This is a genomic window from Armatimonadota bacterium (assembly GCA_031459765.1).
Lineage (GTDB): Bacteria > Sysuimicrobiota > Sysuimicrobiia > Sysuimicrobiales > Kaftiobacteriaceae > Kaftiobacterium > Kaftiobacterium secundum.
The window spans coordinates 44,674-66,939 of record JAVKHY010000013.1 but is presented as its reverse complement, the minus strand read 5'-3'; the positions used below and the strand labels follow the sequence as shown (position 1 = coordinate 66,939).

Annotated in this window: 17 protein-coding genes; 10 read left to right on the top strand and 7 right to left on the bottom strand. The window is 70.9% G+C overall.

All coding sequences use genetic code 11. The features are described 5' to 3' along the window. The 5 genes from QN141_12355 to QN141_12335 all read right to left on the bottom strand — a co-directional run. The coding region (locus QN141_12355; GenBank protein ID MDR7559268.1) for a proline dehydrogenase at window positions 1–376 on the bottom strand (376 nt) is incomplete at its 3' end. A 75-nt stretch (window positions 377–451) separates the two neighbouring features. Then, complete coding sequence (locus QN141_12350) at window positions 452–1,021, bottom strand: hypothetical protein (protein ID MDR7559267.1); 570 nt, start codon at window positions 1,019–1,021, stop codon at window positions 452–454. A gap of 46 nt (window positions 1,022–1,067) precedes the next feature. Beyond that, the gene (locus tag QN141_12345) at window positions 1,068–1,631 is read right to left on the bottom strand and encodes a hypothetical protein (GenBank protein ID MDR7559266.1); all 564 of its coding nucleotides are present in this window, start codon (window positions 1,629–1,631) and stop codon (window positions 1,068–1,070) included. Window positions 1,632–2,107: 476 nt separating this feature from the next. Then, window positions 2,108–5,380, bottom strand: a complete 3,273-nt coding sequence (locus QN141_12340; protein ID MDR7559265.1) for a GAF domain-containing protein — start codon at window positions 5,378–5,380, stop codon at window positions 2,108–2,110. 105 nt (window positions 5,381–5,485) lie between these two features. Further along, complete coding sequence (locus tag QN141_12335; GenBank protein ID MDR7559264.1) at window positions 5,486–8,224, bottom strand: GAF domain-containing protein; 2,739 nt, start codon at window positions 8,222–8,224, stop codon at window positions 5,486–5,488. 115 nt (window positions 8,225–8,339) lie between these two features. Between QN141_12335 and QN141_12330 the strand changes: the two genes are divergently transcribed. Together QN141_12330 and QN141_12325 are read left to right on the top strand one after the other, a co-directional pair. Next, a complete protein-coding gene (locus tag QN141_12330; GenBank protein ID MDR7559263.1) occupies window positions 8,340–9,356 on the top strand; it encodes a P1 family peptidase in 1,017 nt (338 codons plus the stop codon). Between the two features lie 2 nt (window positions 9,357–9,358). Beyond that, the gene (locus tag QN141_12325; GenBank protein MDR7559262.1) at window positions 9,359–10,195 is read left to right on the top strand and encodes a M23 family metallopeptidase; all 837 of its coding nucleotides are present in this window, start codon (window positions 9,359–9,361) and stop codon (window positions 10,193–10,195) included. A gap of 16 nt (window positions 10,196–10,211) precedes the next feature. On the opposite strand, the gene QN141_12320 is transcribed toward QN141_12325, so the two are convergent. Then, window positions 10,212–10,814, bottom strand: coding sequence for a DUF3105 domain-containing protein (locus QN141_12320; GenBank protein MDR7559261.1), 603 nt, complete (start codon window positions 10,812–10,814; stop codon window positions 10,212–10,214). 76 nt (window positions 10,815–10,890) lie between these two features. Here QN141_12320 and fdrA point away from each other — a divergent pair, with 76 nt between their 5' ends. Next, window positions 10,891–12,732, top strand: coding sequence for an acyl-CoA synthetase FdrA (gene fdrA / locus QN141_12315; protein MDR7559260.1), 1,842 nt, complete (start codon window positions 10,891–10,893; stop codon window positions 12,730–12,732). Between the two features lie 53 nt (window positions 12,733–12,785). On the opposite strand, the gene QN141_12310 is transcribed toward fdrA, so the two are convergent. Further along, window positions 12,786–13,325, bottom strand: a complete 540-nt coding sequence (locus QN141_12310) for a hypothetical protein (GenBank protein ID MDR7559259.1) — start codon at window positions 13,323–13,325, stop codon at window positions 12,786–12,788. Between the two features lie 79 nt (window positions 13,326–13,404). Between QN141_12310 and QN141_12305 the strand changes: the two genes are divergently transcribed. The 7 genes from QN141_12305 (at window position 13,405) to QN141_12275 (ending at window position 22,249) form a co-directional block, all read left to right on the top strand. Further along, window positions 13,405–14,688: a DUF1116 domain-containing protein gene (locus tag QN141_12305; protein MDR7559258.1), complete on the top strand. Its 1,284-nt coding sequence runs from the start codon at window positions 13,405–13,407 to the stop codon at window positions 14,686–14,688. A gap of 157 nt (window positions 14,689–14,845) precedes the next feature. Further along, entirely contained in the window at window positions 14,846–16,465 is a 1,620-nt protein-coding gene (locus QN141_12300) for an ABC transporter substrate-binding protein (protein ID MDR7559257.1), read from the top strand. A 50-nt stretch (window positions 16,466–16,515) separates the two neighbouring features. Continuing rightward, complete coding sequence (locus QN141_12295) at window positions 16,516–17,469, top strand: ABC transporter permease (GenBank protein ID MDR7559256.1); 954 nt, start codon at window positions 16,516–16,518, stop codon at window positions 17,467–17,469. 77 nt (window positions 17,470–17,546) lie between these two features. Beyond that, window positions 17,547–18,371: an ABC transporter permease gene (locus tag QN141_12290; protein MDR7559255.1), complete on the top strand. Its 825-nt coding sequence runs from the start codon at window positions 17,547–17,549 to the stop codon at window positions 18,369–18,371. A 124-nt stretch (window positions 18,372–18,495) separates the two neighbouring features. Further along, window positions 18,496–19,326, top strand: a complete 831-nt coding sequence (locus QN141_12285) for a cyclase family protein (protein ID MDR7559254.1) — start codon at window positions 18,496–18,498, stop codon at window positions 19,324–19,326. Next, complete coding sequence (locus tag QN141_12280) at window positions 19,326–20,516, top strand: CoA transferase (GenBank protein MDR7559253.1); 1,191 nt, start codon at window positions 19,326–19,328, stop codon at window positions 20,514–20,516. Before QN141_12285 ends, QN141_12280 begins: the two co-directional genes overlap by 1 nt. Next, window positions 20,513–22,249, top strand: coding sequence for an acetyl-CoA carboxylase carboxyltransferase subunit alpha (locus QN141_12275; protein ID MDR7559252.1), 1,737 nt, complete (start codon window positions 20,513–20,515; stop codon window positions 22,247–22,249). Before QN141_12280 ends, QN141_12275 begins: the two co-directional genes overlap by 4 nt. The last annotated feature ends 17 nt before the right edge of the window (window positions 22,250–22,266 follow it).

Sequence of the window (22,266 nt, the reverse complement as noted above, 5' to 3'; positions counted from 1 at the left end):
AGGTGCCGACCGCCGCCGCGGTCCGGGCGATGGCGGCGAGCAGGTCGGCGGCGAGGTCAAGGGAGAGATCCAGCCCCATCTGGGAGAGCTTCAGCGAGACGTGGGACCGCAGGCCCCGGTGGAAGATGGCGTTGAGGACCTCGAAGTAGTCGCGGGCGGCCTGCCGGGCGTCTTCTTCGGAGGCGGTGGCTTCGCCGAGGACGTCCAACGTGGCCTCGATCCCCCGGGCGTTGAGGGCCGCCACCGCGGCGATTCCGTCGGCCAGCGTCTCGCCGGCTACGAACCTCCGTACCGCCGGACGCAGCAGGCGCGAGTGCGTGGCCGCCTCCTGCGCCGTCGTGTTCCTGGCCAGGGTGAGGAACAGCTGCCGCAGCATGGCGTCCCGCCGCCTCCGGTCCCAGCATGCCACGGGAAGCGTCCGACGCCATCGGGCAGCCGCCCGATACAAGCCCTACGGGCACGCGTGTTTCTGTTCCCTCACCTGGCGCACCACCGCCGCGAACTCCCGGATGACCGCGCGAAGGGCCGCGGGGGCGGCGTCCTCAATGGGGTCCTGTGTCGTGACCATGTGACCCTGGTAGGCCACCCTGTAGGTATAGCCGTCCACCACGGGGTGCGCCGGCCGGTACTCCGGGCGGAGGCCGGGGAAGCCGGTCTGGTCCAGCGTCCTCCGCAGGCGCTCGAGGCGTTCCTGATCCAGGCGCGCGCAGTACGATACGTGGTCGCTGTCCACGCGGGCCAACCCGTCTCGGAACACCCGCAGGCGCTGCCCGATGCCGGCGATTCCTCCCGCCATGTGGAATTCCGCCAGCAGGCCTGGGACAACGTGGAACCGCACCGTCTGACGGCTTTCGTTTCCCGCGCGATCCCGGATGCGCGCTTCCAGAACATTCTCCCCGTTCTTCAGAAATTCGCGACCCAGCCGCCCGCTGGCCCGCTCGGGCCCCTTCTCCAGCCGGACCGTGACGTCACGGCCGTTCACCAGCACCGCCAGCGTTGCCGGATCGACGCCGCTGACCACGGCCTCTCGTTCAGGTCCGCGCCCATTCCCGCTTTGATCCCTGCGCTCACCTCGACGACCTTCCGCGTCGCAAGGTCAACCCCCCCGGGATCGTGTGGAGAACGGCGCCGGTGTTTCCGTCCACCACCGTGATCCCGGCAGCACGACCGCTCTCCCGGGCCACGTAGGCCACCCTCCGACCGTCCTGATCGGCCGCCAGAGCCCGGATCTCTCCACGCTCCCGGGTCACCTGCCTGGCGCCCGATCCGTCCAGGCCGGCCCGCCACACCTGACCACCCCTCAGGTAGAAGACGGCGCGGCGCGCCAGCACCACGGGCGTCAGTCCGTCGGCCTGAGGCACCAGCACACGCGGGCCGGTCCCGTCGGTGCCGACGGCACCCAGGTACCCGGCGTGCTGCCGGCGGTACACCACCAATCGCCCATCGGCGCTCACGGCGGGGGCAGCGGCGTGGTTGTACTGGCTTTCATCCGACCGGAGGGGCCGGGTCAGCCGCCGCAGACCTGTTCCGTCGCTGCGCACGGCACAGATCTCCTTCTCGGCGAGCTTCAAGCCGCCGGGCGCCGTCTCGCACACGAAGACGATCACCCGCGCCGGCCGGTCGAAGGACACCGCGCCGACGAGGCGCCTGACCTCCGGGGGGGGCTCCCGGAGTGTCCTGGGGAATTCTCAGCGCCTTCACCCCGTCCCAATACACGGACGTGAAGGCGAGCGTGCTCTCCGCGGAGACGAAGATGACCCGGTCACCAAACGCGGCGATCCGAGGAGTGAACGCATATCCCCGATGGGGGATCTCCACGACAAACAGGTTCTCGCTGCGGTGCAAGACGGTGGCCGCCTGGGGGTCGAATGGGACGAAGATCCTCGGCGCGACGCGACGGTAGGCAGCCTGCTGCGCGGCAGCGGAGGGCGGCCAGATCGGCAGCGAGACCAGGAGAAAGACGAGCAGAACGCGTGCGCCGCGGAGGCGGCAACGCATCGGCAGTCACCTCCCTCACCGTAATATAGTAGGCCGACCTCGTCCGGGGCTGTGCCGCCGCGAATACCCCGACCGGCCTGGTTGACGTTCCCGGGTCTGCGTGCGGGGGTTAGGATGCCGCCGGCGCGCGGGACTGTGCGTCGAGCACCCGCAGGAGCGCTTCGACGACCCGGGGATCGAAGTGCTTCCCGGCCTGGTCGCTAATGTAGGCCAGGGCCTGCTCACGCGGCCAGGCCCTGCGGTAGGGGCGGTCGGAGCAAAGGGCGTCCCAGACGTCGGCGACGGCGAAGATCCGGGCGGCCAGCGGGATCTGCTCCCCCGCCAGGCCCTGTGGATAGCCCGTTCCGTCCCACCTCTCGTGGTGGTACAGGGGGATCTCCAGGGCCCGCCGGAGGTGGGGGATCGGCGCGAGCAACTGGTGGGCCACCAGGGGATGCCGGCGCATGATCTCCCACTCCTGCTCCGTCAGCGGCCCGGGCTTGAGGAGGATGCTGTCGGGGATGCCCATCTTCCCGATGTCGTGCAGCAGCGCCCCGCGCCGGATGTGCACCAGGTCTTCCTCCGGGACGCCCAGCTCGCGCGCCAGGCGGAGCGTGAGATCGGTGACACGCCGGGTGTGGCCCTCGGTCTCCCTATCGCGCAGGTCGAGCGCCCGGGACCACCCCTCCAGCGTGGTGTCGTAGGCCATGGTCAGTTCCATGTTCGCCTGCTGGAGGTTGCTGACCAGCGTGGCGTTGTCGATGGCGATGGCCGCCTGGCCGGCCAGGGTGGAGAGGAAGGTCAGCCACTCCGGATCCGGATCGAGTCGGGAGCGGTGGAAGAGTTCCAGCACGCCCTTCACTTCCCCCTTGGCCACGAGCGGCGCCGCCACGTAGGTCACGAAGCCTTCCTCGCGCAGCAGCGGGGAGCGCTGCAGTTCGCCCGGCGCGGCCGCCAGGTCGGGCACGATCACCGTGCGGCGTTCCGCGGCGGCCTGGCCGGCGTACCCCTTCCCGAGCTGCAGTCGGGAGTGCTGCAGCGCGCCGGTGCGGAAGCCGCGCGAGGCGATGTGCTCCAGCGTCTTGCTTGCCGGGTTCATGAGCAGCACATCCGCGGCGTCCACCCGGAGGGTGGAGGTCACCTTGTCCAGCAGGACGGTGAGCGTGACGCGCATGTCCAGCGAGCTGCTGATGGCCGTGTCGATGTCGTGCAGGGCCTGCAGCTGGTCCAGCCGCCGGCGGGCATCGTCGAACAGCCGCGCGGTGTGCACGGCGCTGCCGGCCTGGGCGGCGAACAGGGCCAGCAGTCGGCCGTCCTCGTCGGTGAACCGCCGCCGCCGCTCCGCCAGCTCGCTCAGGCTGAGCACCCCGATCAGTTCGCCCCGGTACAGCATCGGCACGGCGATCACGGACCCGATCCCCAGGGCCGCGATCTCCTCGCTCCTCCCCTCCCACCGGGCGTAGTCGTCGACGATCAACGGTCGTCGCTCGCGGGCCACGACGCCCACGGCGCCCCGGGAGAGGGGGAAGCGCGCTCCCGGCAGGGCCGGCAGGTTGCGCACCACGGCCAGCTCCAGGTCGTCGCGCGCCGGGTCGTAGAGGTGGATCGCGCCGCGCTCGACGCCCAGCAGCCTCCCGGCGCGGTCGAGGATCGCCTGCAGGAGGGCCCGCAGGTCCTGGTGCGCAGAGAGGGCATGGGCCGTGTCGTAGAGGGCTTCGAACTCGCCGGCCCGGCGCAGGCTCTCCTCGAACAGCCGGGCATTCTCCAGCGCCGCGGCCGCGTGGTGGGCGAAGGCCTGGTACAGTTCGGTGCGGGCCGGCTCGAAGAACTCCGGCCTGGCGCTGTAGAGGGCCAGCACGCCGAAGGGCCGGTTGCGGCTGATCAGAGGGAAGGCGCCCGCCGACCGGAAGCCGGCGGCGGCCAGGCGCGCCGCGATTTCGGGCGGGAGCTCGGCGGCGACGTTCGTGACCACCACCGGCTTTCCGGTGCGCAGCGCGCGGGGGGACGGTGTTTCCCTCTCCACCGGCACGTCCCAGCGCAACTGCAGCGTCTCGGGATACCGGTTCTCCGCAGGCGCGGAACTGATGATGCGCAGCGCGCCGTCGGGGTCGGCGTGGGCCACCCAGGCCAGTTCGGCGCCGAAGGTCTCCACGCAGGTGGCGGTGACGAAGTCGGCCACCTCCTGCAGCCGCAGGCTCTGGGAGAGCTTCTGCGCGCTGGCGTAGAGCGCGCCGAGCATCCGCAACTGCTCCTGGATCTGCGCCTCCGTCCGGCGGCGCGCCGTGACGTCCCGGAAGCTCCACACCCGGCCCACGGCGCGATCGCCGATGCGCTGGGGCCGCGAGTACCGTTCGAAGATCCGGCCGTCCTTGAACTCGATCACATCGTAGGATTCGGCCTCCGGTGCGGCGTAGAGTTCGCGGACCTTTTTCAAGAAGGCCTCAGGCTCCTTGAGCTGGTCCAGGACGTAGGTCAGGGCCTGGCCGTCGTCCCGCCGGCTGAGGACATGGTCGGGGATCTGCCACATCTCGACGAAACGGCGGTTGAACTCGACGATCCTACCCTGCCTGTCGACGACGAGGATGCCGTCCGTTGTGGACTCCAGCGTCGCCCGCAGCACCGACATCGACCGGGTGATCTCCTCCTCGGCCCGCTGCCGGTCGGTGATGTCCCGGTAGTTGACGACGATGGCGCCGACCTCGGGTTCGTCCAGGAGGTTGGTGGCGACCGCCTCCACCCAGGCCCAGGTGCCGTCGTCGCGCCGCAGCCGCACCCGCCCGGCGGTCGTGCCGCCCCGCGCCGCCAGACGCCGCAGCCCGCTCCTGGCCGGGAGGCGGTCGTCGGGATGCACCAGATCCAGGATGCTGCCGCCGACGAGGGCCTCGGGGGGGTGACCCAGGATGCGGCGGGTGGACGGGCTGGCGTACTGCACCGTGCCGTCCGCGGCGAGGAGAACGATGGCGTCGGTGCCGTGCTCGAGCACCGCATGGAGGAGGGCGCTCTCGCGCCGCAGCGCCGCCTGGGCCTGCCGCAGGCGCGTGATGTCCCGGGTGATGGCCAGGGCGGCCTCGACCCGACCGCCGTCGTCCCGGACGGGGGTGACGTGGGTCTCCACCCGCCGCCGGACGCCTCTGAGACTGATCATTTCGAACTCCAGCGTCCCGGACTCGCCCCGGAACGCCCGGGCCTGGAGGTCCTCGAAGGCCGCGCGGCACTCGGGTGCGACCAGCGGGAGCACCGACCGGCCGACGACCTGCTCGCGGGAGTCGGCGTCCACCATCTGCAGCCCGGCGCGGTTCATCTCCAGGACCGTGCCGTCCGGCGCCAGCAGCTTCACGCATGCCGGTTCGGTGTCGATGATCGCCCGCAGCAGGCGATCGACCTGGGTGAGCGACGGCGCCACCGTGAGCAGACCCCTCCGCGCCCTTGGCCTTGGAGAAGTTGATCTCCGCCGTACCATATCTGCCCGATGGGGCGGAGTTTCAGTCGGTGGAGTCTCCCTCGGACCTCAGGAGGTGGTGGCGGGTTCGCCGTCCACCAGGCGGAAGAATGCGTTGACCACAGCAGGATCGAAGTGGGCTCCCGCCTGCTCGCGGATGTAGGCCAGCGCCCGCTCCCTGGACCACGCCCGGCGATAGGGACGGTCGGAGGTCAGGGCGTCCAGCACGTCCACGACCGCGAAGATCCGCGCCGCCAGCGGGATCTGCTCGCCCTGCAGGCCCCGCGGGTAGCCCGTGCCGTCCCACTTCTCGTGGTGGCAGTAGGGGATGTCCAGGGCCGGACGCAGGTAGGCGATCGGCGAGAGCAGGTCGTAGGCGTAGACGGGATGGCGGCGCATGATCTCCCACTCCGCCTCCGTCAGCGGGCCGGGCTTGTGCAGGATGCTGTCGGGGATGCCCATCTTGCCGATATCGTGCAGCAGGGCGCCGCGCCTGACGTGCACCAGCTCCTCCTCCCTCAGGCCCATGGCCCGGGCCAGGCGCAGGGTCAACTCGACGACGCGCTGGGTGTGCCCTTCGGTCTCCCTGTCCCGCAAGTCGAGGGCACGCGACCAGCCTTCCAGCGTCGTGTCGTAGGCCAGGGTGAGTTCGAGGTTCGAGCGCTGCAGCCCCTCAAAGAGCGCGGCGTTGTCCACGGCGATCGCCGCCTGGCCGGCCAGCGCCTCCAGGAAGCCCAGCCACTCCGCATCCGGCGTCAGCGGCGCCCGGTGGAACACCTCCATGATCCCCTTGACCTGTCCCTTGGCCACGAGCGGCGCGGCGGCGTAGGTGACGAACCCTTCGCCTGCAGCCAGATCCGCGCGGGCGAACTCCTCGTCCGCCAGCCGCAGGTCCGGCACCTGGACGACCCGGCGTTCCAGGGCGGCACGGCCGGCGTATCCCTGGCCCAGGCGCAGGCGTGTCCCTTCCAGGGCGCGGCTTTGAAACCCGCGGCCGGCGACGAACTCCAGGACCTGCAGCTGCGGCTGAAGCAGGAGGACGTCGGCGGCGTCTACGCCGAGCTGGCGCGTGACCTGCTCCAGGAGGACGTCCAGCGTGACCCGCAGGTCCAGACTGCCGGTGATGGCCAGGTCCACGGTGCGCAGGGCGTCCAGGCGCTGGAGCCGGCGCTGCGTCTCGGCGTGCAGGCGGGCGTTGGTCAGCGCCGCGGCGGCCTGGTGCGCGTATGCCTCGAACAGCTCCACCCGATCCGTGGCGAAGAACCCGCTGCGGCGGCTCAGGAGGACGATGACACCCACCGGTGCCTCCCGGCTCATCAGGGGGAAGACGCCCAGACTCTGCGCCCCCACCCCCCGCAGGTGGCGCAGCCACGGCTGGACGGAGGGCTCGGCCGCCAAGTCGGCGACGATCACCGGGCGACCGATGCGCGTCGCGCGGGTGACGGGGCCCGCCGCCTCGGGCGGGTCGTCCCAGCGGATCACGAGGTCGTCCGGCAGGGGCTCCGGCATCGGCACCACGGCGGTCGGCCGGATCGAGCCATCGGCGCACGCCTCACCGACGAAGGCGAGGTCCGCCCCGAACACCTCCACGTAGGCCCGGGCCACGGCGCCGGCGAGTTCGTCGACATCCAGGCTGCGCGTCAGTTGGCGCGCCCCGGCGTAGAGCGCGGTGATGGTCTCCAGCTGCCTGGTGATCTGCCGCGTGTGGCGTTCTCGCTCGGCCTCGCGCCGCTGGAGGTCGGCGGCCATCAGGTCGAAGGCCGCGGCGACAGAGCCGAGTTCGCCGGAGATCCTCTCCAGGCCGGTGCGCGCGGTGTAGTCGCCCGAGCGGATGCGCTCCGTGGCCCGGACGAGGGCGTCCACGGGCTGGATGACGAGCCGCCCCACGACCAGCCAGGCGGCGAAGAGGAGGAGCGCGCTCAGACCCAGGACGCCGGCCAGCGTCCGGCCGAAGATGACGTGCTGCTCCGCGAAAACCGAGGTGACCGGGATGCCCACGGCGATCACCAGCGCTCTGGCGGCGGGTTCCTCGATCGGCACGAACCCGTACAGCCGGGTGGTGCCGTCAATCCCCCGGACCCGCGCCACGCCCCTGCCCTCGGCCAGCGCCGCCTGGACCAGGGGCGCGTCGGGGTAGGCCTTGCCGACCCAGCGCTCGGGATCCGGATGGCGCACCAGGATCCTTCCGTTGTGGTCCACCACGGTGAGGGTGGAGCCGTCGGGGAGCCCGGTCGCGCCCACGGCCCGGTTCAGCCAGTCCAGGGAAAGGGCGGCAAAGACGATCCCGGTGATCGAGCCGTCCGCTCCCCGCACCGGCAGGCCGAAGTTGACGGTGGCCCGGCCGGTGATCCGGCCGATCTGGTACCCGCCGATGGCGAAGCCGCCACTGCGCAGCGCCTCCCGGAAGTACTGCCGGTCGGCGATGGTGACCCCTGGGGCGAAGGGCAGCGCGCTGCAGACGATCCGTCCGTCGGGGGCGGCCAGTCCGAGGTTGGCGTAGAGGCCCACCTCCCTCAGGTGCCGGGCCAGGACCTCGTTGCAGTCGGCGGTCGGGCGGCGCACCGCTTCGGAGTGGGCCAGATTGATGAGGAAGTACCGCGTCTGGTCGACGAAGAGCGCCTGCTGGTCGGCGAAGTGCTGGGCCAGACGCTGGACCTCCTCGAAGGTCCGCCGCTCGAGGATGCGATCCTCCTGCAGGTTCCCGTAGTACATCAGCCCGGACATGGGAATGAGGAGGAGCAGGAGGAGCAGCAGCAGGCGGGTCCGCAGGCCCGTCAGGCCTCTCAATGGGAGGGCGAAAGCGCGCATGCCTCCGGAAGGTCCCCCGGTGAAGTCGCCATTCATAAACTTTCAAATACCCTTTCTCTATGTTCACCAGTTCCCGGAGGAGAGAGTGCAGAGACCTGCCAAGTGGTAGGGTGCCATGCCCCGACTGCGCGAGTTCCTGGCCCTGGGGACGCTGGGGACAGGTCCATTGAACGCGATTACCGACGTCCCCGGCGTCCTGGTCGGGCACGCCGCATTGCGCGGCGACCGCCTGGCCACCGGGGTCACCGCGGTCCTGCCCCACGGGCGCAACCTCTACCAGGAGAAGGTGACGGCGGCGGCCGCGGTGCTGAACGGCTACGGGAAGTCCACGGGGCTGATGCAGATCGAGGAACTGGGGATGGTGGAGACGCCGATCCTGCTCACCAGCACCCTCAACGTCCCGCGCGTGGCCGACGCGCTGCTCACGTACATGATGGCGCAGGATCCCGCGATCGGCGTCGCCGAGACGGTCAACCCCGTGGTCCTGGAGTGCTTTGACGGGTACCTGAACGATGCGCGGGCCCGGGCGGTAGGCGAGCGGGAGGTGCTCCAGGCCGTCGGGTCGGCCCGCGGCGGCCCGGTGGAAGAAGGGTGCGTGGGAGCCGGCGTGGGGATGCGCTGCCAGGGGTTCAAATCCGGGGTCGGCACCGCGTCGCGTCGGGTCGACCCGCCCGGCTACACCCTCGGCGTGCTCGCCGTGCCGAACTTCGGCTTTCCCGGCGACCTGGTCGTCGCCGGGGTCCCCGTCGGGCGCGAGCTGCAGGCCGCCTCCCAGCCGGCGGAGCGCGGCTCCTGCGTCTTCGTCGTCGCCGTCGACGCCCCCCTGAGCGCCGTGGACCTGCGCCGGATCGCCTGGCGGTGCTTCCTCGGCATGGCCCGCACCGGCGCCATCAGCGGGCAGACCAGCGGCGATCTGGCCGTCGCCTTCACCACCCATCCGCGCCAGGAGCGCCATGACCGCACGGTGCTGAACGGGCTGTTCCGCGCCGCGGTGGAGGCGGCCGAAGAAGCGATCCTCAACGCGTTGTTCATGGCCGAGTCCATGACGGGGCGCGATGGCCACGAGATGCCCGCGCTGCCGATTCCACGGGTCCTCGAGATCCTGCGCCGCCACGGCGTGACGGTGAACTGACCGTGCTCCGGCTGGCGGTTCTCCTCCTGCTCCTCCTGCTGTCCGCGCTCCCTCCGGGCGAGGCCGCGCCGCTGCTCCAGTTGAGCGATGCGATCATCGACCAGGGGCGGGCGCTGCGGGTGACCGTGCGCGGGACCCTTCCCGACGGGACCGAAGTGCGGTTTGCGGGCCGCCGCTGGCCGCTCTACGGCGCCGGAGGTCTTCACCTTACCTATGTCGCCGCCGACGCCCGCACCGCGGCGGGGGCCTATGCCCTCAGCGTCGTGGCGCAGGACCGGGTTCTGGCCCGGCGGACCGTCCGGGTCAGATGGGTGGCCTGGCGCCAGCGCCGCCTGAGCCTGGATCCCGACAAGGCGGCGCTGTTCACCCCCGAGATGGTGGCCGAGGAGCAGCGCAAGGTGGCCGCCGCGTTGCAGGTCCTGGAACCACGGCAGCGGTGGGAGGGGGCATTCCTCCTGCCGGTGGATGCGCCGGTTTCCTCGCCCTACGGGGTGCAGAGCGTCTACAACGGCACGGTCCGCGGGTTCCACCGCGGGACGGACTTTGCGGCGCCCGAGGGGACGCCTGTGCGCGCCGCCAACCACGGGATCGTCCGTCTCGCCGAGCCCCTGCCCCTGTCGGGGGACGCCGTTTTCGTAGACCACGGCCTCGGCGTGCTCACCGGATACTTTCACATGTCCCGGATCCTGGTGACGCCGGGGCAGCGCGTGCGTCGAGGAGACCTCGTCGGCCGTGTGGGAAGCACCGGCGTCACCACCGGCGCCCACCTGCACTGGGCCCTTCGGATCAACGGCCTGTACGTGGATCCGCTGCCCTGGAGCGCAGAGGGGGCCCCGTAGTGGCGATGGATCGAATCTAGTCGGGGACGAACTCGGGGCCTTTGTTCTTGAAGCGGGCGATGAAGTTGACGATGGCGGCGCGGTCGAAGCGGTCCAGCTTCATGAGATGCCCCCAGGCGGCCACGGCGATCCGGCTGTCGTTGCGGGGGCGGTGGGTGATGATTACCTTGGTCCGATACTCCCGGCTCAATCCCACCAGGGCGTCGACGACCTCAGCATCCTCGGCATCTTTGTAACTGATCCAGATCCCGCCGTGCTCGAGATTGTGGACGATGAGTTCGTCGGGCAGCTCGGCGTTGTGGAAGCCCCAGGCTGCGGTCGTCGCGTAGTGCCAGCCGGACGTCGGGGGATTGGAGTTGTAGGGAGGGTGCGGCGCGCCGGGTAGGACGTGAGCCCGACCCTGGTCGGCCACTTTGACGATCTGCGGGCGCGGCGCTGGCGCGGCCGGACGGCCGGAAGCTCCCCGGACCGCGGTGGCCACCGCCGCGGGCTCAGGCCGCAGGTTGGCCCGGAGGGCCCAGGCGACTACCACAAGAACACCCACGGCCGTAATCCCGCCGTAGACGAAGACGCGCCGCCTGCGGCGCTCGCGTTGCTCCGCTTCGGATGCCCGGCGCACGAGCCGTGCCTGGCGGCGCGCCTCTTTCCTGCCGGTTTTGCCCATAAGCTGAATCAGTTTAGCAAATACGCCGGCGATGGGACAAGGGAACGGCGGCCTGCGGTGGAACACCCACAACGACGCCGCCGGAGCCGGGATCCGAGGTGAAGAGGTGCTCCGCAGCCGGATCAAGACCAGCGCCTACTTCGATTCCGTGACGCTGATGCTCGTGCAGCGGGAGATCCGTACCCTGCCCGGGGTGCGCGAGGCCGGGGTGGTGATGGGCACCGACGCCAACAAGGAGTTGCTGCGGGAGGCCGGGCTGCTCGCTCCGGAGGTCGCCGCGTCGGCGCGTCCCGACGACCTCATCGTGGCGGTGGAGGCGGAGGACGAAGCCTCCGCCGAGGCGGCGCTGTCGCGGGCCGACGAGGCGCTGGCGCAGCGGCGCGCGACCCCGACCGCAGGCGCCTATCGGCCGAAGACCGTCGCCACCGCGGCGCGGACCCTGGCCGGAGCGAACCTGGCGTTGATCTCCGTCCCCGGGCGGTTCGCCGCCGGGGTGGCCCGGGAGGCCCTGGCCGCGGGCCTGCACGCGATGCTTTTCAGCGACAACGTGCCGGTGGAGGCCGAGGTGGAGTTGAAACGCACCGCCGCCTCCCGCGGGCTGCTGGTCATGGGCCCGGACTGCGGGACGGCGATCCTGGGCGGAGCGGCGTTGGGGTTTGCCAACGGCGTGCGGCGCGGTCCGATCGGGATCGTCGGCGCCGCGGGGACCGGAATCCAGGAGGTGAGCACGCTGATCCACCGCGGCGGGTCGGGCGTCTCGCACGCCGTCGGGACGGGCGGCCGCGACCTCTCCGCCGCCGTGGGCGGCGCCACCGCGCTGTGGGCACTCGCCGCGCTGGCCGCGGATCCCGACACCGACGTGATCGTCTTCATCTCCAAGCCGCCGGCGGCCCGGGTCGCCTCGACGCTGCTGGCCGCGGCCCAGGCCACGGGGAAGCCTGTGGTTGTGAATTTCATCGGCGCCGCCGTGCCCTCGTCCGGCCGCCTCTTCGGCGCCGCGACGCTCGAGGACGCCGCGGAGACCGCCGTGCGGCTGGCCACGGGATCGGCGCCGTCCTGGCCGCGCCGCCGCGCGCTCCCCGCGCAGGAGGCGCTGCGCCTGGCCCGTGGGCAGCGCTACATCCGCGGGCTGTACAGCGGCGGGACGCTGTGCTACGAGGCCCTGGCGGTCCTGGAGCGGCACATCGGTCCCGTCTACTCCAACACGCCGCTGCGGCCCGATCGCCTGCTGTCCTCCGCCCTGCAGAGCCGGGAGCACACCGTGATCGACATGGGCAGCGACGAGTTCACCGTGGGGCGGCTGCATCCCATGCTCGATCCGGAGTTGCGCCAGCAGCGGCTGCTGCGCGAGGCGGCCGACCCCGAGGTGGCCGTCATTCTGATGGACGTGGTGCTGGGGTGGGGGGCCCACCCGGATCCGGCGGGGCAGTTCGCGCCCGTCATCCGTCGGGCGCGGGAGGCGGCCCGGTCGGCCGGGCGGTGGCTCCCGATCATCGTCAGCGTGACCGGGACCGACCTCGACCCGCAGTCCTACGACGATCAGGTCCAGGCCCTGATCGACGCCGGCGCCCTGGTGCCCTCCAGCCATGTCGAGGGGGTCCGTCTGGCCGCATTGATCGCCGAGGCCGCGGGAAGCCGCGGCGAGCCCTGCGCACCGACTGCGGTTCCGCCGGCGGCGGAGGCGGTGACGCTCCCGAATGCGGCGGGGATCATCCCGCTGCTGGCCCATCCGCCGAAGGTCGTCAACGTCGGGCTGGAGCTGTTCGCCGACAGTCTGCGCACCCAGGGGGTCGACGTCGTCTCGGTGGACTGGCAGCCGCCGGCCGGAGGCAGGCAGCGGCTGCTGGAGATGCTGGACAAACTCGGGGCCTGAACCGGGCCGGCGGGAGGGGCCCCGCGGGAACGGTTCCGGCAGGACGCCCCCTTTTAAGGGAGCCGCCCGGCGACGAGGTCGCCCAGCGCCTTGACCTGCTCCGCGGCGAGGCGGGTCCGTACCGCATAGAGGCCGAAGGCAAACCCCCTGCGTTCCATGAAGCAGGCCACGACCGGGCCGACGCGCCGGTCGCGCGCCGGCGGTTGCGCGACGTGGCACTCTGCCCCTGCCACGTCCGCCGGCGCGATCGTCCATCGCTTGCGCCGCAGGTCGTCCAGCGCCCGTCGGAGTGTCCTCACCGCGGCTGCCTGCTCCGGCTCCCCGGCGGGTTTCCGGCGCACCACGCTCACCGAGAGATAGGCCGACCCGACGATCCAGGTGCAGCCGGAGATCGTCTCGCCCCGGTACGGACCCGTGGAGACCACCGCGTCCCGTTCGTTGCTCCCGGTCACCCGCCCCCGCAGCGCCGCTTCCACCTCCGCGGTCGTCAGCAGCGAGCACGCCCGGTAGGTGCTGGCGGCAAAGCCCCGGCCCTGCGGCCACCCGGCGGCCAGCAGGACGGACAGCACCGCGGCTTTGAGGATTCTCCCCATCGCCTGTCTGTTTCCCCGCCCCTCCGGCAGGCGTCCTCTCCGCGGGCGGGCCGTCGGGATCCCGGAGCCGGCACCGTAGGTGGACGCGGCGCCGGCGGCCAATACAGAACTCATGAACATCGACGAGGCGAACCGCACCGCAGTCCAGCGCATCCTTGAAGCCACTCCCGTCCTGACCGGCATTGCGCCGGCCGGTGAGGTCATTCCGAGGATGCGGCGGAATCTCGTCCTGCACGCCGGTCCGCCCATCGAGTGGGCGCGCATGTCCGGCCCGCTCCGCGGCGCGGTGATCGGGGGGCTGATCTACGAAGGGCTGGCCCGCAACGAGGAGGAGGCGGTGGCGATCGTCGAGCGGGGCGACGTGACCTTCGCCCCGTGTCACCACCACCAGACCGTCGGGCCGATGGCGGGGGTGACGACCGCCTCGATGCCGGTGTACATCGTGGAGAACCGCGCCGCGGGCAACCGCGCCTACTCCACCCTCAACGAAGGGTACGGGAAGGTCCTGCGCTACGGCGCCTACGGCGAGGATGTGCTGGCCCGGCTGCGCTGGCTGCGCGACGTCTACGCGCCCATCGCCGGCCGGGCGCTGGAGCGCTCCGGCGGGATCGACATGAAAACCATGATCGCCCAGCAGATCCAGATGGGCGACGAGGGCCACAACCGCAACCGCGCCGGCTCGGCGCTGTTCGCGCGCCTGCTGGCCCCCCACCTGGCCCGCACCGGCGCGCGGAGCGAGGACCTGGCCGCGGTGTTCGAGTACCTGGCCGGAAACGACCTGGCCATTCTCAATCCCGTCATGGCCGCCTGCAAGGCGATGACCGACGCCGCGCACGGAGTCCCCGGCAGCACCGTCGTCACGGCGATGGCCCGGAACGGCACCGACTTCGGCATCCGCGTCAGCGGCCTGGGAGACCGCTGGTTCACCGCGCCGGCGGAGATTCCCGTGGGCCTCTTCTTCCCCGGCTACACCCAGGACGACGCCAACCCCGACATCGGCGACAGCACCATCACCGAGACCGCGGGCATCGGCGGTTTCGCCATGGCCGCCGCGCCGGCGATCGTGAAGTTCGTGGGGGGCACGGCGAAGATGGCTCTGGAGGCGACGCTGGAGATGTACGAGATCACCGTCGCCGAGAACCCCGCCTTCGGCATCCCCCAGCTGGAGTTCCGCGGCACGCCCACCGGGATCGACATCCGCAAGGTCGTCCGCACCGGCATCACCCCGCGGGTGAACACGGGGATCGCGCACCGCCGCGCCGGCGTGGGCCAGATCGGCGCCGGCCTGGTCCGCCCGCCGCTGGCCTGCTTCGAGCAGGCCGTCGAGGCGATGGTGGCGACGCTGGAGGAGCCGGGTGGATGATGCCGGTGTAACGACCCTCTGCAGTCCCGCCCCGCGCCTGCGGTGACACGGCAACCGCGGAGGTCGTAGAGAGGCGCCCGGATCGCTCCGGCCGGGCAGGGGCCCCCGGGGACGCGTCGTAGTTCCCAGGATAAGTCCAACGGGGGAGGGGAGAGCGATGGCAGGAGCCGTGGGGAGAGTCCGGGCCGTCCGGGCGGTCCCGGGATGGCTGGCGATCGCGGTGCTGGTGGCGGCGGTTCTGGCCCCGGCCGCCCCGGCCCAGCAGCCTCGACGCGGCGGGACCCTGGTCTACATCTCGACCGCGCAACCGCCGTCCTTCGACGGTCACCGCGAGACGACCTTCGCGATGCTCCATCCCGTGAAACCGCACTACAGTTACCTGGTGAAGTTCGACACGCAGAACTACCCCAAGGTTGTCGGGGATCTGGCCGAGTCCTGGACGGCCTCCCGGGACGGCCTGACGTGGACCTTCAAGATCCGCAGCGGTGTGAAGTTCCACGACGGCTCGACGCTGACATCCCGCGACATCAAGGCCACCTACGACAAGATCATCTTCCCCAAGGGGGATGTGGTCAGCGCCCGCCAGGCGATGTATCAGAGCGTCCGGGCCGTCGAAGCCCCCGATCCGCAGACCGTGGTTTTCCGCCTGAAGTACGCCACGCCGGGGTTCCTGGAGAAGCTGGCCTCGCCCTTCAACTTTGTCTATAAGGCGGAGATCCTGGAGCGCGACCCGCACTGGTACGAACGCAACATCATGGGCACGGGCCCCTTCCGCTTCGTGGAGTACGTGCGGGGGTCGCACTGGGTGGGGCGGCGCTTCGAGGACTACTACGAACGGGGGAAGCCCTACCTGGACGGCTACCGGGTGCTGTTCATCGCCAGCCGCTCCGCGATGCTGGCCGCGATCAAGAGCGGCCAGGCCCTCACCGAGTTCCGCGGCGTCTCACCGGCGGAGCTGGCCGACATCCTGCGCAGCGCCGGCGACAAGGTCGCGGTGGGCACCTCGCCCTGGCAGTGCAACAACACCGTGGCCATCAACACCAAGAAGAAGCCCTTCGACGACCCCCGCGTGCGCCGGGCGCTGACCCTGGCCATCGACCGCTGGGGCGGGTCGCAGGCCCTTTCGGAGATCGCCTTCGTCAAACCGGTGGGGGCGATGATGCTTCCCGGCGGGGCCTGGGCGATGAGCGACGCCGAGCTCGCCCGGCTGGCCGGGTACGGCCGCGACATCGCGCAGGCGCGCCAGCAGGCGCGGGCGCTGCTGCGCGAGGCCGGGGTGCCGGAGGGCTTCTCCTTCACCCTGAAGAACCGCGACATCTCCATGCCCTATGAGGCGGTGGGCGTGTACCTCGTGGACCAGTGGCGCCAGATCGGCCTCAACGTCCGCCACGAACAGGTCGAAGCCGGCCGCTACTTCGCCGACCAGCGGGCCGGGAACTACGACCTGGTCGTGGATTTCGCCTGCGACTTCATCGACGATCCCGACGTGCAGCTGCTGAAGTTCCTCTCCGCCGACGTCAGCCCGGTGAATTACGGAGGCTACATCGACCGCCAGCTGGACGCCCTCTACGTCCGGCAGAGCCGGACACCGGACAAGGCACAGCGCGCCGCCCTGGTCCACCAGTTCGAGCGCCGCGTCCTGGACGAGCAGGCCTACGCCTTCTACGTGCTGTGGTGGCAGCGCATCATCCCCTACTGGAAGACCCTGCGCGGCTACAAGACCACGACGAACCACTACGTGGAGCCCGACCTGGCCGAGTACTGGCTGGCGGAGTAGCGGCGCACCGGGGGGGGGCGGGCGGCCCGCCCCCCGGTGCCGGCACGGTCATGACCCGGTACGTACTCACGCGACTGGCCCTGATGGTTCCCACGCTGGTCACCGTGGCCGTGCTGATCTTCATCCTGGTCCGGATCGTCCCGGGAGACATCGTCGAGCTGCGGCTGGTCTCCGGAGGCAGCTTCGTCACCCCCGGTGTGATCGAAGCGGAGCGCCAGCGTCTGGGCCTGAACAGGCCCCTGTCGGCCCAGTTCCTGGAGTGGATGGTGGGGATCTTCCGGGCGGACCTGGGCACCTCGATGTGGTCCGGAAATCCCGTCACCCAGGAGATCGCCATCCGCCTGCCGCTGAGCCTGCAACTGGCGGTGATGGCCACCCTGATCGCCACGGCCCTGGCCATCCCCCTGGGCACCCTGGCCGCGCTGTATCGCGGCCGCTGGATCGACCACGTCGTGCAGGTGATCAGCGTGGCCGGACTGGCCGTCCCTTCCTTCTGGCTGGGGATCCTGTTCATCCTGTTCCTGCTGGGCGTCTTCCGCTACCTCCCTCCGCTCACCTTTACCCCGCTGCTGGAGAACCCGCGGGCGAACCTGGAGCAGCTCATCTGGCCGGCCCTGGCCGTGGGATATCGCTACTCAGCGGTGACGACCCGCATGACGCGGTCCGCCCTGCTGGAGGTCCTGCGGGAGGACTACGTCCGGACGGCGTGGGCGAAGGGGCTGGCCCGGCGGATCATCGTGCGTCGACACGCCCTGCGTAACGCGCTGCTGCCCGTGATCACCGTGATCGGTCTCGAGTTCGCTTTCCTCATCGGCGGCCTGGTGGTCACCGAACAGGTCTTCAACCTCAACGGCATCGGCAAGCTCGTCGTGGAGGCCATCAGCCAGCGCGACTACACGCTGATCCAGGGGCTGATGCTGCTGGTGGCCCTGGCCTACCTCCTGGTCAACTTCCTCGTCGACCTGATCTACGCGTGGCTCGATCCCCGCATCACCTACCAGTGACCGGCGGGGGCGCGCTGGTGACGGCCCGCCGGCCCGCGGAGCGAACGCCGGCCCCGGGGCCCGGGCGGCGTCATCCGGTGCTGCGCCTGCTCCGCCGTCACCCCCTGGGGGCGGGCGGGTTGTTCGTGATCCTCCTGCTCCTGGTCCTGGCCCTCCTCGCCCCCTGGGTGGCCCCCTATAATCCCGTGGCCAACGACTTCAGCGCGATGTTCCGGCCGCCCAGTCTCCGGCACTGGGGCGGCACCGACGCCTTCGGGCGCGACGTCCTCAGCCGGGTGATCTACGGCGCCCGCACCGCCCTGGTGGTGGGCTTCGGCGCGTCGCTGCTCGGGTCCACAGCCGGCGCGGTGATCGGCGTGGCCAGCGCCTACTTCGGCGGCCGGACGGACCTGCTGGTGCAGCGGCTGGTGGATGTTCTGCTCTCGTTTCCCATCATCATCGTCGCCCTGGCCATCGTCTCGATCATCGGCACGGGGACGGACAAGTTGATCGTGGCCATCGCGCTGTCCTTCGTCCCCCGGGTGGAGCGCGTGGTCCGGGGCAGCGCCCTGGGCGTGCGGGCGATGACCTACATCGAAGCGGCGCAGGCCATCGGTGCCGGTCCCTGGCGAGTCATCTTCCGCCACATGGCGCCGAACGTCATGGCGCCCTACCTGGTGATGCTCACGGCGTCCCTCGGACAGGCCATCCTCCTGGAGTCCTCGCTCTCCTTCCTCGGCCTCGGCGTCTCCGAGCCGACGCCCGCCTGGGGGCTGATGCTGCGCGGGGCGGCAGTGGACTTCGCCACCCGGGCGCCCTGGATGGCGATCTTCCCCGGTCTGGCCATCACCATCACCGTCCTGTCCTTCAACGTCCTGGGAGACGCGCTGCGCGACGCCTTCGATCCACGGCTGCGGACGTAGCTCGGGTGCGCAGGGTTCACCTGGGAGGCGTCGTAGTTGTGAAGCGGGATCCGTCGGCCGGCGCGTCGCGCCGGTCGGCGACTGCGGTTCGCCCCGGTCCACTGCCGCGGAGGAGATGATCGTGATGAAGGCGTTCGATCTCAGCCGGTGCCGTGTCCTCGACCTCAGCCAGAACTTCAGCATGGATTCCCCGCCCTTCGCCTACTACGAAGGACCGAAGATCACCTGGGTGAAGAAGATGGCCTTCGAAGGCGTCAACGCCCAGCACATCAGCACGACGAACCACATCGCCACGCACCTCGATTCTCCGCTGCACTTCAACGACCCCGGGCCCGATGTGGCCGGCATCCCCATCGAGACGCTGGTCGGCCCGGCCTGCGTCGTGGACCTGCAGCAGTTCGGGATCGGCGACTACGACATCTACGGCCCCGAGCACTTCGAGGCGTGGGAGAAGAAGTACAACCTCAAGATCGAGAAGGGAGACATCCTGGTTATCCACACCGGCTACCACGCCTACTACAACGAGGACTGGTCCCCCCATACGAAGGAACGCCACCCGGACGCCCGGGCCGATCTCCCGCGGGCCTTCCTCCGTCATCCCGGCCCCCGGGCCGAGTTCTGTCAGTGGGTCCTGGACCGCGGCATCCGCTGGATGGCCATCGACGCCATCAGCACCGATCATCCCTTCAACACCAAGGTGCGGGACGCGCGGCGCGACCTGATCCCCGAGGTGGAGAAGAAGATCAAGATGCCCATGGACGAGGCTTTCCCCTGGCCGCGGGACTACCAGGCCACCCACACGATGCTCTTCCCCAAAGGGGTCTTCCACGTCGAAAACGTGGGCGGACACATCGACCTGATCCTCGATCAGAAGGTCTGGGTGGGCTGCTTCCCCTTCCGCTTCAAGGGCGGGGAGGCGGCCTTCTGCCGCTTCGTGGCCTTCGTGGAGGCCTGATGGGGCAGCAGCCACCCCTCGACGACCTCCTGGTCGTCGATCTGACCCGGGCCCTGGCCGGGCCGTTCTGCACGGTGATGCTGGGCGATCTGGGCGCCCGCGTGATCAAGGTGGAAACGCCGGAGGGCGGGGACGATACCCGCGGGTGGGGGCCGCCCTTCGTCGGGGAGGAGAGCGCGTACTTCCTCAGTGTAAACCGGAACAAGGAGAGCCTGACCCTCAACATCAAGGACCCGCGGGGGCGGGAGATCCTGCGGCAGTTGCTGAGACGCGCGGACGTGCTGGTGGAGAATTTCCGACCCGGGGTCATGGAGCGGTTGGGGCTCGGCTACACCGCGCTGCACGAGGAGGTGCCGCGCCTGATCTACGCCGCCATCTCCGGCTTCGGGCAGGACGGGCCGTACCGCGAGCGCACGGCCTACGACCTCATCCTCCAGGGGATGGGCGGGGTGATGGGGATCACGGGCGAAGAAGGCGGGCCGCCGGTCAAGGTGGGGGTGGCCATCGCCGACATCTGCGCGGGGATGTACGCCGCCTACGGCATCCTGGCCGCCCTCCGGGTCCGTGAACGCACCGGCCAGGGCCAGCTGGTGGACGTCGCCCTGCTCGACGGCCAGGTCTCCTGGCTCACCTACGCGGCCGGCTACTACTTCGCGACGGGCGAGAACCCCGGCCGGTTGGGCAGCGCCCATCCGACGATCGTCCCCTACCAGGCCTTCCAGACCGCGGACGGGTACTTGAACGTCGCGGTGGGCAGCGAAGCGATCTGGCGGCGCTTTGCCGAGCTGCTGGATCCCGCCCTGTTGGACGATCCCCGCTTTGCCACCAACCGCGACCGGGTGGCGCATCGCCGGGCGCTGATCGATCACCTTCAGGGGCTGTTCCTCAAAAAGACGACCCGGCAGTGGACCGAGGCGCTGGACGCCGCCGGCGTCCCCTGCGGACCGATCCTCACGGTGGCGGAGGTGTTCGCCGATCCGCAGGTGCGCCATCGCGGGATGCTGCAGCAGGTGGACCATCCCACCGTCGGGCCGCTCCGGCAGACCGGCCTCCCGGTGAAGTTCTCCGCCACGCCCGGCCGGCTCCGTCTGCCCCCGCCTACCCTGGGGCAGCACACCGAGGCCATCCTGGGGGAGCTCGGATACGATCCGGCCGCCATCACCAGGCTGCGCGAGGACCGTGTGGTGTGAGCGGGCGTGATCCGCGGTTGCAGGCGCCGGTGTCCTGTCCCTCGTGCGGCACTGCCCACGAGCCCGCCGTCCTGATCCGGGCCCTCTACGTCTGCCCGCGCTGCCAGACCTACCTGTCCGTGCCGGCTTCCGTGCGCATCGCGATGCTCGCCGACCCGCGCTCCTTCCGGGAGCTCGACCGCGGCCTGGTCTCCGTCGATCCCCTGCGGTTCACCGACCAGCGGTCTTATCGCGACCGGCTGGCCGAGGCGCGGGCGCGGACGGGGCTGCGCGAAGCGGTGGTCACCGGCGAGGCGCGCATCGAAGGGCGCGCCGTCGTCCTGGGAGTCTTCGACTTCGACTTCATGGGCGGGACGATGGGCTCGGTGGTCGGTGAGAAGCTGGCCGACGCCTTCGAGCACGCCGCGCGGCGGCGCCTGCCCGTGGTCACCGTCAGCAGCAGCGGGGGCGCGCGGATGCAGGAGGGGATGCTGTCCCTGATGCAGATGGCGAAGACCGCCGCCGCCCGGGCCGCCCACGACCGGGCGGGCGGGGCGTTCATTTCCGTGCTGGCCAACCCCACCTTCGGCGGCGTCGCGGCCAGCTTCGCCTCGCTGGGCGACGTGATCATCGCCGAGCCGCGGGCGCTGGTGGGATTCGTCGGGCCCCGGGTGATCGAGATGACCCTGGGCGTGCAGCTGCCTCCGGAGTCACACCGCGCCGAGTCCCTCTTCGCCGCGGGGATGATCGACCTGATCGTGCCGCGGGAGGACCTCCGCGCCGCCATCGCCTACCTGATCGGCCACCTCAGTCCGGAAGCGGGTCTCAGGCGGCCCCGGGCCCACCGGATGCCGGCGCTCCCCCGGCGGCGGACCGGGCCGGTGCGGTCCTGGCAGACGGTGCAGCTGGCCCGGCATCCTCAGCGGCCGACCGCGGTGGACTTCATCGACCGGTTGTTTGCCCGCTTCGTCGAGCTCCATGGCGACCGCCACTTCGGCGACGATCCGGCCGTCGTGGCCGGCCTGGGGGAGCTTGACGATCAGACCGTCGTGGTCGTGGCGCAGGAGCGCGGCCGGACGCCCGAGGAGCAGGAGTTCCGGCGGCGCGGGATGGCCCTGCCCGAAGGCTACCGCAAGGCGCTGCGGCTGATGCGCCTGGGGGCGAAGTTCAACCTTCCGGTGGTCACCCTGATCGACACCCCGGGCGCGCACCCGGGACTTGAGGCCGAGCAGCGGGGCATCGCCCAGGCCCTGGCGGCCAACCTGATGGAGATGGCGGTCCTGCCCACCCCCGTGGTCAGCGCGGTGATCGGGGAGGGCGGCAGCGGCGGGGCGCTGTCTCTGGGGGTGGCCGACCATGTGCTCATGCTGGAGCACGCGATCTACTCCGTGATCTCGCCGGAAGGCGCGGCGGCGATCCTCTGGCGCGACGCCGGCCGTGCCGCGGAAGTGGCCGAGGGGCTGAAGATCACCGCCTCCGACCTGTTGCGTCTCGGGGTGATCGACGAGATCGTGCCCGAACCGCCCGAGGGGGCGCACGCCGACCACGATCTCGCCGCCGACCTGCTGCGGGCCGCCGTGGTCCGCGCCGTGCGCCGCCTGCGGCGGGTGCCGCTGCCGACGCTGCTCCGGCGCCGGGCGGCCAAGTACCGGCACATCGGCCGCGTCGGAGTGTACTGGCGCCAGGTCGTGCGCCGGGAGATGCAGGAGCTCCTGGAAGGGGTCGGCGACCGGCTGCTCCGGCGGGAGCGGTGATCGTCCGCCGACGGGCG

Excerpts from the sequence above, each read along its gene's own strand:
- QN141_12300 (MDR7559257.1), top strand. The coding sequence starts at position 14,846 with ATGGCAGGAGCCGTGGGGAGAGTCCGGGCCGTCCGGGCGGTCCCGGGA.
- QN141_12335 (MDR7559264.1), bottom strand. The coding sequence starts at position 8,224 with ATGCGCGCTTTCGCCCTCCCATTGAGAGGCCTGACGGGCCTGCGGACC.
- QN141_12280 (MDR7559253.1), top strand. The coding sequence starts at position 19,326 with ATGGGGCAGCAGCCACCCCTCGACGACCTCCTGGTCGTCGATCTGACC.
- QN141_12330 (MDR7559263.1), top strand. The coding sequence starts at position 8,340 with ATGCCCCGACTGCGCGAGTTCCTGGCCCTGGGGACGCTGGGGACAGGT.
- QN141_12285 (MDR7559254.1), top strand. The coding sequence starts at position 18,496 with ATGAAGGCGTTCGATCTCAGCCGGTGCCGTGTCCTCGACCTCAGCCAG.
- QN141_12310 (MDR7559259.1), bottom strand. The coding sequence starts at position 13,325 with ATGGGGAGAATCCTCAAAGCCGCGGTGCTGTCCGTCCTGCTGGCCGCC.
- fdrA (MDR7559260.1), top strand. The coding sequence starts at position 10,891 with ATGGGACAAGGGAACGGCGGCCTGCGGTGGAACACCCACAACGACGCC.
- QN141_12295 (MDR7559256.1), top strand. The coding sequence starts at position 16,516 with ATGACCCGGTACGTACTCACGCGACTGGCCCTGATGGTTCCCACGCTG.